This window comes from Streptomyces sp. DI166, from assembly GCF_900091315.1.
Classification (GTDB): domain Bacteria; phylum Actinomycetota; class Actinomycetes; order Streptomycetales; family Streptomycetaceae; genus Streptomyces; species Streptomyces fuscus.
Genome location: NZ_FLSP01000045.1, coordinates 52,918 through 62,960, shown reverse-complemented (window position 1 = coordinate 62,960; position 10,043 = coordinate 52,918). Strand labels below are relative to the sequence as shown.

The window sequence follows — 10,043 nt, the reverse complement described above, 5'->3', positions numbered from 1 at the left end:
CGACCTGGGCCGCCAGTACCTCCGCGGCCAGCGGATCCGCGCCGCCCGCCCGGCGGGCGTCGTCGAGGTCGAGGGCGCCGGCGGTGAGCGCCGCGAAGGCCTCGCTGTCCGGCGCCGAGCGCATCGGCACGGGCTCGGGGCGGCGCACCAGTTCCGGGTAGCGGCCGCGGGCCAGCCGCTGCGCGAGCCAGAAGTAGGTGGCCTTGCCGCGGTACTGCTCGTAGAAGCCCGCGACCATGGAGAACATCCGCGCGTAGGCGTTGCGGTACAGCGTCTCGTAGAAGGACAGCGCCTCCGGCTCGGCCACGTCCCCGTCGTGCAGCGCGAGGATCGAGGCGGCGGAGAGCATGCCGCTGTACATGGCGAGGTGGACGCCGGTCGACAGCAGCGGGTCGAGGAAGCAGGCGGAGTCCCCGGTGAGGAAGTAGCCGGGCCCGCAGAAGCTGTCGGCGGCGTAGGAGAAGTCCTGCTCGACGCGCACGTCGTGCTGGAACTCCCCGTCGGCCATCAACTCCCGCACGGTGTCGGACTCCTGGACGAAGTCGAGGAACAGCCGCTCCACGTCGGGGCAGTCCTGCCTGCGCCGCAGGAAGTTGTCCTGGTGGGTCACGAAGCCGACGCTGAACATCCCGTCCGCCAGCGGGATGACCCAGTACCAGCCCTCCGGCGAGGAGATGACGTCGATGCCGCCGCGCGGGGTGCGCGGGAGCAGGCTGCCGCCCTTGTAGTAGGCCCAGACGGCGACGTTGCGGAACACGTCGTGCTGGCGGCGGTCGCGGAAGTGGCGCGCGGAGAGCACCCCGGCCCGCCCGGAGGCGTCGATGACGTGGTCGGCGCGCGTAATGCTCGTGACGCCCTCGTGCGTCCACTCCACGCCGACCGCCCGGCCGTCCTCGAACAGCACCCGCTTGACCTGGGCGCCCTCGGTCACCTCGGCGCCCTGGGAGGCGGCGTGCCGCAGCAGGACGTGGTCGAAGTCGGCGCGGTCCACCTGCCACGAGGTCTGCGCGCCGGTGCCGAAGATCTCCGGCCAGTCGACCACCCAGTCGCGCTCGGCGCCCCAGCGCAGCAGCAGCCCTTCCTTGACCTGGTAGCCGCGCGCGTCCACCTTCTCCAGCGCGCCCGCGAGTTCGATGATGGCGCGGCAGGACGTCGCCACGGACTCCCCGATGTGATAGCGCGGGAAATGCGCGCGTTCCAGCAGCCGGACCCGCGCACCGTTCCGGGCCAGCAGAGCCGCCGAAATGGAACCGGCCGGTCCACCGCCGATCACCACGATTTCGGGTGCCATTCGTTTCCCTTCCCCCGGTGGCATGACAGCCGCGTGCCGCACTGGAATTCCGTACGGAAATTCCGCAGGGGACAGCGAACCGGAATCTCGCGGCGCGCGGAATTTCGCTCCCCACCCAAGACCCTGGCACGGGAAGCACGGCCCGGAGAACGGACAGCGGTGCGCAGCGCGGATATTACGTATCGCGCGCGATACGTACGCGCCGCGCCCGCCCGCCGGGTCGCGGACACGGCCTACCGCGGCACCGCCACGTCCGCCACCCCGAACACCGCTCCCCACGGGTCGGCAAGCACCCCGGGCGCGAGCACCGTCGCCCCCGCGGCCCGCGCCCGCTCCTCGAAGGCGTCCGGGGCGTCGGCCCCGAGCAGCGGCATCCACCGCGCCGGGGAGCCCTTCTCGATCCGGGCGTCCGAGCCGCACACGGCCCCGTAGAAGGCGGCCGAGTCCTCCGGCTCGGGCGAGTGCAGCACCGCGCCGGCCAGGGCGCCCTGCTCGTCGACGAGGACGACGCCCTCCTCGCGCATGCCCTGCCACAGGCCGAACGGCGCCCCCTGCGGGTCGACGGCCAGGCTCAGCCTGCCGTCCCCGCCGGCCGGGACGCCCCGCGCCAGCAGCCGGGCCCCGTGCCGCTCGGCCCGTTCACCGGCCGCGTCGAGGTCCTTCGCGGCCAGGTAGACGTTCCAGGACGACCCGAACCGGGGGCCCATCGGGCTCGGCCCGAGCCCGCCGACGATCTCGCCGCCGAGCAGGATCAGGTGGTAGCCACGGCCGCCCTCGGGTCGGAACTCCCAACCGAGGAGGGCTGTGTAGAACTCCTTGGCGCCGGTCGGGTCGACCCCCACGTGGTCGATCCAGCAGGGTGTTCCCTCGGTGTACGAGGTTCGGCGGGGCACAGGACGGTTCCCTTCGCGGCGGGCAGTGACGTCAGTCGTTCGTGGAGCAGGTCGGCGGCCTCGTCGGCGCTGCGCGTTCCGGGCAGCAGCAGCCGCAGGCGGGAGGCCGCGGGCAGGCCGTCGGCGGCCTCCGGCGGCCAGACGGACGGGGTGACGTCCCACTCCTCCAGCTCGCAGCGGTCGGTGCCGGTGCAGCACAGCCGCACCAGATGGGCCGGGCCCAGGCGGGCGCCCCGGTCCACGGTGGCCAGCAGCCGCTCGGGACGGACCTGGAGGTACGGGCCGGTCAGCGGCGACTGCACCCGGCGCAGGTCCCCGCTCCAGGCGTACGCGCCCCCGTCCTCGGCGGCGCCGAGACCCGGCAGTGCGGTGGGACCGCCGGGCGTTGCGTCGACGGCGTCCGGGCCGTCGGCGAGACCGGCGGCGCGCACCGCGTCCAGGTCGACACCGCGCAGTTCCATGGGCAGTTGGTACGGCAGCGTGTGCCCGGTGGCACGGTCGACGACCAGGTACTGGCTCGACACCATCCGCCAGCCCCGCCCGCCCAGGGCGAGGGCGACGGAGTTGCGCGGCGAGCCGACGCCGCCGATCAGCGCGACCACCCGGTCGCCCTCGGCGAGCACGGCCGCCTGGACCACCGCGTACTGCCCGTTCATCGCCGCGAACGGCGGCAGCAGCGGCGGAATGCCCCCCATGCCGTGGAAGGACCAGCGGCGCAGCAGCCTTCCGTCCGGGCCGAACACCCGCACCCCGCGCCCGCCCGACCCGGACCGCTGTCCGAGGTGCACGGTCAGTGACGCCTTCTCCTTCTCCGGCGTCTTGCGCAGTCCGAGCAGATGCGGCCCGAAGAAGTACGACAGTTCGGGGCCTTCCATCCCCGTTACATGAAGCAGTGTCCCGAAGAACTCAAGCACGAATTCCGGCATGTCCCCCTAGCCCCCGTTTGGTCTTCGATCACTCTATACAGGCGGCTCCTCGCCCATAAATTCCTTGATTCTCGGTGCGTTTGTGGTCGTCGCGCGCAGGTCCCGTACATGCTCTGTGCTCACCGGCCCGCCCGCAAGGTGCGCGGCCAGAACCGGTGCAACCGCCAACGGTCGTTCCAGAAACGGCAGATGACCCGCGTCCGGAACCACTTCCGTACGGCAGCGGGGCAACTCGGCCGCCAGCAGCGCCGCGTTGGAGTGAAAGACCGGCATGTCGTCGGCGCCGGTGAGCGCGAGGGTGTCGGCGGTGATCCGGGACAGGTCCTCGGGCGGGTGGGTGTGGGCGCTGAGCGCGGCCATGGCGCCGTTGTCGAGTTCGGCCCAGGAGTGGCGGGCCACCACGGCCCGGATGCGGGACCGCAGGCCGGGGTGCGCCTCGGTGCCCCGGAAGATGTCGGGGGGCGAGGCCATCCACAGGTCGGCCAGCTGGTCGGCGGCGGCCGGGCCGCGCATCCGGCGCAGCATCAGCAGCTCGATGTACCGCTTGCGGGCGGCCGGGTCCGGCGGTCCGCCGGCCGGAGTGGGCGCGCCGAGCGCCAGCCGGTCCACGGCGCCGGGCGCGTCCAGGGCCATCTGCAGCGTCACGGTCGACCCGAAGGAGAGGCCCACCCAGCGCCGCGCCCCCTCGGCGCGGGCCAGCTCCAGCACCCGGGCGGCCAGCGCGGGCAGCGTCGTGCCGGGGTCCAGGGGCGCGGAGCCGCCGTGGCCGGGCAGGTCGACACCGACGTGCCGCAGCCCGGGCAGCAGACGCCACAGGGGGCGCCAGAGCGTGGCGTCCATGGTGTAGCCGTGCACCCACAGCACGGTGGGGCCGTCCCCGCCCCAGGTGCGTACGCGCAGCCCGTCGCGGGTCGCCCCGGTCTCCCCCGGCAGTGGCCCGGCCGCGGCGGTACAGGCGGCGCAGTCGGGGTCGGTGGCGCATCGGCGTACGGTCATGACGCCCCCGGGGTGCCGAGGTCGGTGAAGCCCTCGCAGAAGGCCCGGTACGCGACCACGGCCGCGTCCGCCTCGTCGTACCGGGGCACCACGGCGGGATTGAGGTGCTCCCATACGTCGATGTCCTCGGCGAGCGCGCGCTCGCTGCCCGCGATCAGGGCGGGCAGCGCGGCCTGTTGGCCCTCGCGCACCCCGATGGCGACCCGGGCGACACAGCCGCCCGAGGCGTCCGGCACCGCGCCGGTGACGATGATGTGCACCTCGTCGGCGGGTCCGAACTCGGTCACCACCACGGCGGGGCTGAAGGCACGCGCGTGGAAGCGCGGGACGTACGGTTCGGCGGCGGGCGCGCCGGGCCTGCCGCGCCACGGCGAGGCGGGCATCGGGAACTCGCCGTCCATCACCAACTCACCGTGGGCACCGTCGCGGTGGCGCATTCCGCGCACCCGGTACACCTTGTGCAGGGCGGTGAAGTGCTCGGTGTCGAAGGCGTTCTCGACGATCAGGTCGGCGGCGGCCGCGACGGGGCGGGCGACCGCCCGGACCAGCGGGTGGGTGCCGGCCAGCTCCTTGAGCGTGGCGCGCATCCCGCGGTCGTCGTCGGGCCCGTCGGTGAGCCGCACGAAGACGGCCTCGCCGCACACGATCACCTCGTGCTCCCGCACCCACGGCCTCGGGCCCTCCCGCTCCGGGCGGCCCAGGCCGATGCGGCGGCCGTGGAACGGGCAGACCAGACAGCCGCCCTCGACCCGGCCGCCGCGCCCGAGATGGGCGCCGCGGTGCGGGCAGTCCGCGTCGTAGACCCGCAGCGCACCGCCGGTCCGCACGGCGACCAGCCGTCGGGTGCCGATGTCCAACGGGGCCACGTCGCCCTCCAGTTCGGAGGTGAAGGCGGCCAAGTACCAGCCCGAGTGGACGTTCACTGTCCCTGCTTCCTTGCCTTGAGTACCTCTTCGGCGGCCCGCCGCCCGTCGGCGTACGCCCCCTGCAGCCACGGCAGCGCGCGGCCCGTCACGGCGGCCTCCCCCGCGAAGAACAGCCGCCCGCCCAGCGGACGCGCCCAGCGCTCGGCCGCCGCCGTGGAGTCCGGTCCGGGCGCGCAGAACCCGCCGCCGCTGAACGGCTCGGCGGACCAGTCCGCGGTCTCCACGGCCACGATGTCCAGGGCGGCGGTCCACGGCAGCGCCACCGCCAGCAGGGCCGCCAGTTGTCCGGCGGCGCCGGCCGCCGCGCGTACGCAGGCCGCCGCGGTGTCCTTGGCGACGACGGTCACCTCGGGGCGGCCGCGCCGGCAGGACAGGAACCCGCCCGCGCCGTCGGCGTCGAACACCGAGATGTCCTGGGGTGCGGGGCCGCTCAGGGTGACGACGGCGCAGTACGCGTCGCCGGGGGCGAGGGTGCGGGCGGCGGCCCGTCGGTCCTCGTCGAGCCCGTCGATGGTGAGCAGTCCGCGGTCCACAACGGCGGGCGGCACGGTGACGACCACCTGCGACGCGGTCGTCTCGCCGTCCTCGGTGGCCAGGCGTACGCCCGAGCCGTCCGGCTCCACCGCGATCCGGCGCACCGGAACGCCGGTGCGTACCCGAACCCGCTCGGCCAGCCGCGCGGTCAGCAGATCGAGCCCGCCGGGCACGGTGAACTCGCCGCGCCCTCCCGGGTCCTGACGCATCGCCAGCCCCGCCGCCGCCGCGTCGATCCGCCCCGGGTCGGCCGCCCAGGTCTGCCGGAACCACTCCCGGGCCACCGCGACCTCGGCCGGAGCCGCCCCGAGGGTCGTCAGCCAGGAGCCGACGCTGACGGAGCCCTCCCGGTACGCGGCGAGCCGGGCCTCCGCCAGCCAGGGCGGGCAGCCCCCACGGGCGAGCAGCGCCATCGGCCGCGCCGTGCGCCCGCTGACGACGTACGCCGCCGTCGGCCGGGGCAACGCGGGCAGCGGCCCGAGGACGGTGTGCGCGGGGTTGCGGTCCCCGTGCACGATCTGCGCCCCCAGTTCCAGGGCGGGCCCTCCGTCGGCGGGCCGGAAGCTGCGTACCCGTCCCCCGGTCCGGGACCGCGCCTCCAGTACCTGTGCGTCGACCCCGGCCTCGGCCAGCCGCACCGCACAGGCGAGCCCGGCGACCCCGGCCCCGACCACCACGACTTCAGACACTCCCGAACCCCCGCTCATGCGCCGACCCCGCCCCGATCACCACGACTTCGCTCATGCGCCGACCCCCGCCCCCGTCACGGGACATCGCCCGGTGCCCGCGTCGGCCCCCAGCTCCACGCTCAGCCCCGTGATCCGCCGCGGAATCAGCGTCGGCGCCCAACTCGGTGTCGACGAACCGGGGTTGGCGTCGGGGAAGCGGTGGACCAGGCGGGTGAGGAGGAGGGCGCCTGCCTGGCGTACCAGGCGGGCGGCGAGGCAGAAGTGGGGGCCGCCACCGAAGGCGAGGTGGGGGTTGGGGGTGCGGTCGAAGACCGGCTCGGCGGGGTCGGTGAAGACCGCCGGGTCGCGGTTGGCCGCCGCGAGCACCGCAAGCACCCGCTGCCCGGCGGGAATGGTGCCGCCCGGCAGGGTCGCCTCGCGCAGGGTGACCCGTGCTGTGAAGGGGATCGGCGCCTCCAGGCGCAGCAGTTCGTCCATGGCCGTCAGCGCGCCTTCCGCGTCGGAGGAGCGCAGCGCGGCCCGGGCGTCGGGGCGGGGCAGCAGCCAGTACAAGGCGTTGCCGATGGACTCGGCCAGCGGCTGCCAGCCGCCGACCACGGCGAGACCGAGCACCCCGAGCATCTCCTGCCGGGTGAGCCGGGGGTCGGCGGCGAGCCGGGCGAGCGGGGACGGCGGGGCCTGCTCGGCGTGCGCGTCGAGGAACCGGGTCAGCTCCCCCATCGCGGCCCGCCCCAGCCGGGCGACGGGCGGCGGCGCGAGCGGGTCGAGGTTGACGGAGACGGCCCGGGCCAGCTGGGCCAGCGTCCCCCAGTCGTCCTCGCCGAGCCCGAACAGCCGCCCCAGTACGGCCGTGGCCAGCGGTACGCCGAGCTGCTCCACGGCGTCGTCGAGGGTGCCCGCGCGGGCCGCCCGGTCGAGCACCGCGTCGGCGTCGGCGGCGACGGCGTCCTCGACCGAGGCCAGCGCGGCCGGTCCGAGCAGCAGCGCGCCCGGGGCCCGCAGCCGGGCGTGGTCGGCGCCGTCGGTGGTGAGCATGGAGACCGGCAGGTCGTCGTCGCGGGCCCGCTCGCGCTGGCCCGCGGCGGCGGAGAACGCGGGGTCCTTCAGCAGCGCGACACAGTCGGCGTGCGAGGTGACCAGCCACATCCCGCTCATCGGGTCGCGGTGCACCGGCGCGTGGGCGCGCAGCCAGTCGTACGCCGGATACGGATCGATGCGCCCGGCCGGGGAGAAGGGGTGGGCGATGCCGGAGGGCAGCCCGGGTGTCGTCGTCATCGTCGATTGCTCCTTCCCGGACTCAGCGCACCCGCGGGCCGCGCCAGCCGAAGGTCAGGGTGGTCGCCACCAGACCGCCGACCGCCCACAGGGCCAGCACGAGTGCCACGCGCCCCAGTTCCCAGGAACCGGCCGGTTCCACGACGGTGAAGGAGTCGGGCAGGAACACCGAACGGAAGCCCTGCGCCATCCACTTCACGGGGAACAGCGCGGCGGTGTTCTGCATCCACAGCGGCAGCTTGTCGAAGGGGTAGAACACGCCGGAGATGAACTGGAGCACCATGAACACCGGTGTGACGACGGCGGACGCGGAGCGGCTGTTGGGGATGACCGCGCTGTAGGCGGTCCCGGCGAGCGCGCAGGCCGCGGTGCCCAGCGCCAGGCACCAGCCGAGGGTGGCCCAGCGCTCGGCGGTGTGCGGCAGTTCGAGGTCGAAGGCGGTGGCGGCGATGCCGATGAGCAGGACCGTCTCCAGGGCCGTGGTCACCACGACCCGGACGATCTTGCCGATGAAGTAGGCGGTCTTCGGCATGGGCGTGAGCGCGAGCCGCCGGACCAGTCCGGTGTCGCGCTCGACGGCGATGTTGATGGCGAGCCCGGAGAAGGCGGTGCTCATCACGCCCGCCGCGATCACCCCGGACATGAAGACCTGCCGGAAGTCGGTGTCGGTGCCCTCCACCTTGCCGGAGAAGATCGACGCGAAGACGACGAGCAGGATCACCGGGAAGAACAGGGTGAACACCAGGGACTGCTTGTTGCGGAAGAACGCCTTCAGTTCGACGCCCGACCGGGCGGCGCTCGCTCTGACCAGGGCCCGCGCCCCGAAGGTCACGGCACCTGCCCCGGGCGGCCCGTCGGCGGACGGCGCCGGCGCGGCGGGCTGAGCGGTGGCGGCGGCCTCGGTCAGGGGCATGCGACGGTCTCCCTGTCGATGAGGTTCAGATAGATCTCTTCGAGGGTGGGCCGGTGCACCCGCAGTTCGGGCAGTTCCGGGCTGCCCGCCTCGCGCGCCCAGGGCAGCAGCACGGAGAGCACCCCGGAGGGTTCCGAGGTGCGCAGGGTGACGGTGTCCGACGTGTCGTCGTGGGCCGTCTCGGTGCCGGGCGGCAGCGCGGGCAGCGCGCGGTCGCGCAGCGCGGCCGTACGGCGGAAGGAGACATGGGTGCGGGTGTTGTCCCGGCCGCCCAGTTCGGACAGCGGGGCGCAGGCCGCCAGCCGTCCGCCGACGACGACTCCGGCCCGCTGGGCCAGTTCCTCCGCCTCGTCGAGGTAGTGCGTGGTCAGCACGGTGGTGCGGCCGCGGTCGGCGAACCAGCGGACCAGTTCCCACGCCTCCCGGCGGGCCACCGGGTCGAGCCCGGTGGTGGGCTCGTCCAGGAAGATCAGTTCGGGGTCCCCGACGACGCCCACGGCGACGTCGAGGCGACGCTGCTGGCCGCCGGAGAGCGCCAGGGCCTGGGTGCGGTGGTGCCGGCCGAGACCGACCATGTCGAGCACCTGCTCGGTGCGCAGGGGCGCCGGGTACATGGCGGCGAAGTGGCTGACGACCTCCCGCACGGTCAGATCCGCGTAGGCGCCCGCCGTCTGGGGCACCACGCCGATCCGCGCCCGCCATTCCCGCGGGTCCTCGGCCGGGTCGTGGCCGAGGACCCGCACATCTCCGCTGGTGCGCTGCCGCACGCCCGTCAGGATGTCGACGGTCGTGGTCTTTCCCGCGCCGTTCGGCCCGAGCAGTGCGAACACCTCGCCCCGATGGATGTCGAGGCTGATGTCCCGCACCGCGTGGACGTCACCGTAGTCCTTGGAAAGACCGCGGACGGAGACGGGATGTCCCGTCGGCGCAGTGGGCATGGAACCCTCCAGCGAAGTGGGAACGGTTGCGTGGGGCTGCCGATCAGGTGCAGCAGCAGCAGGGGCAGCAGCAGTAGTTGCAGCCCGCGGCGACGTCGGAGAGGTCGCCCTCGCTCAGTTCGGCGGCGTCCACGGCCGGGGTGGCCGGGACATGGAACTCGTAGCGGCCGGTCTCAAGACCCTGCTCCCAGAGGCCGACCTGGACGTCCAGGTTGCCCTCCTCGTGGCCCTCGGGGGCCTGGGTGACGATGACGACCTCGGCGTCGGCCGGGAGTTCCAGGCCGGCCTCGGCGAGCGCCGTGCGCGGCTCGGACTGCAGCCGGGCGGCGAACGACTCGTCGGACCAGGAGCTGATGAGGACGCGGGTGTAGGCGTTCACGAACTCTGCCCGCTGCTGCGGATCGAGGGCCATGTGAACTCTCCCTTCCTTACGTTTTTCCGCGCTTGGTCGGCGCGCTTTGCGATTCGGTCGTTGTGCCGGCGACGAGAAAAGATTCACACGCTCCGAATCGCCCCGCCAAGACGCAAAGAGACGTAATCCAACCCTCCTGGAAATGTGAGTACTTCGGCCGCGGAAACGTGAGTATCGCGCCGTTTCGGGTAAGCATTGAGCCTGTCCGGTACGGGAGTTACTGTGGCCCCGACCGGCCGTGTCACCGAAG

General features: G+C 73.8%; 10 protein-coding genes. All 10 read right to left on the bottom strand.

From position 1 onward, the window contains the following. Window positions 1-1,291 (bottom strand): NAD(P)/FAD-dependent oxidoreductase (locus tag GA0115233_RS22165; RefSeq protein ID WP_093722020.1); only part of this gene is annotated, 1,291 nt, incomplete at its 3' end. 233 nt (window positions 1,292-1,524) lie between these two features. Then, on the bottom strand, window positions 1,525-2,133 hold the full coding sequence (locus GA0115233_RS22160) for a VOC family protein (protein WP_093722019.1): 609 nt from the start codon (window positions 2,131-2,133) through the stop codon (window positions 1,525-1,527). Next, entirely contained in the window at window positions 2,043-3,110 is a 1,068-nt protein-coding gene (locus GA0115233_RS22155; protein ID WP_141689554.1) for a hypothetical protein, read from the bottom strand. The genes GA0115233_RS22160 and GA0115233_RS22155 overlap by 91 nt, the downstream gene beginning before the upstream one ends. Window positions 3,111-3,143: 33 nt before the next feature. Next, window positions 3,144-4,106, bottom strand: coding sequence for an alpha/beta fold hydrolase (locus GA0115233_RS22150; RefSeq protein ID WP_176711900.1), 963 nt, complete (start codon window positions 4,104-4,106; stop codon window positions 3,144-3,146). Further along, on the bottom strand, window positions 4,103-5,029 hold the full coding sequence (locus GA0115233_RS22145) for a Rieske 2Fe-2S domain-containing protein (RefSeq protein ID WP_176711899.1): 927 nt from the start codon (window positions 5,027-5,029) through the stop codon (window positions 4,103-4,105). The genes GA0115233_RS22150 and GA0115233_RS22145 overlap by 4 nt, the downstream gene beginning before the upstream one ends. After that, a complete protein-coding gene (locus GA0115233_RS22140; RefSeq protein WP_176711898.1) occupies window positions 5,026-6,255 on the bottom strand; it encodes a flavin monoamine oxidase family protein in 1,230 nt (409 codons plus the stop codon). Before GA0115233_RS22140 ends, GA0115233_RS22145 begins: the two co-directional genes overlap by 4 nt. Window positions 6,256-6,306: 51 nt before the next feature. After that, window positions 6,307-7,530 carry a cytochrome P450 gene (locus GA0115233_RS22135; RefSeq protein WP_093722014.1) on the bottom strand — a complete coding sequence of 408 codons (1,224 nt, stop codon included), beginning with the start codon at window positions 7,528-7,530 and terminating at the stop codon, window positions 6,307-6,309. Between the two features lie 22 nt (window positions 7,531-7,552). Next, window positions 7,553-8,443, bottom strand: coding sequence for an ABC transporter permease (locus GA0115233_RS22130; RefSeq protein ID WP_093722013.1), 891 nt, complete (start codon window positions 8,441-8,443; stop codon window positions 7,553-7,555). Next, the gene (locus GA0115233_RS22125; protein ID WP_093722012.1) at window positions 8,434-9,381 is read right to left on the bottom strand and encodes an ABC transporter ATP-binding protein; all 948 of its coding nucleotides are present in this window, start codon (window positions 9,379-9,381) and stop codon (window positions 8,434-8,436) included. The genes GA0115233_RS22130 and GA0115233_RS22125 overlap by 10 nt, the downstream gene beginning before the upstream one ends. Before the next feature lie 43 nt (window positions 9,382-9,424). Next, window positions 9,425-9,793: a hypothetical protein gene (locus GA0115233_RS22120; protein ID WP_093722011.1), complete on the bottom strand. Its 369-nt coding sequence runs from the start codon at window positions 9,791-9,793 to the stop codon at window positions 9,425-9,427. Window positions 9,794-10,043 lie beyond the last annotated feature (250 nt).

Coding starts and splice junctions, on each gene's coding strand:
- GA0115233_RS22155 (WP_141689554.1), bottom strand. CDS start 3,110: ATGCCGGAATTCGTGCTTGAGTTCTTCGGGACACTGCTTCATGTAACG.
- GA0115233_RS22150 (WP_176711900.1), bottom strand. CDS start 4,106: ATGACCGTACGCCGATGCGCCACCGACCCCGACTGCGCCGCCTGTACC.
- GA0115233_RS22135 (WP_093722014.1), bottom strand. CDS start 7,530: ATGACGACGACACCCGGGCTGCCCTCCGGCATCGCCCACCCCTTCTCC.
- GA0115233_RS22130 (WP_093722013.1), bottom strand. CDS start 8,443: ATGCCCCTGACCGAGGCCGCCGCCACCGCTCAGCCCGCCGCGCCGGCG.
- GA0115233_RS22125 (WP_093722012.1), bottom strand. CDS start 9,381: ATGCCCACTGCGCCGACGGGACATCCCGTCTCCGTCCGCGGTCTTTCC.
- GA0115233_RS22120 (WP_093722011.1), bottom strand. CDS start 9,793: ATGGCCCTCGATCCGCAGCAGCGGGCAGAGTTCGTGAACGCCTACACC.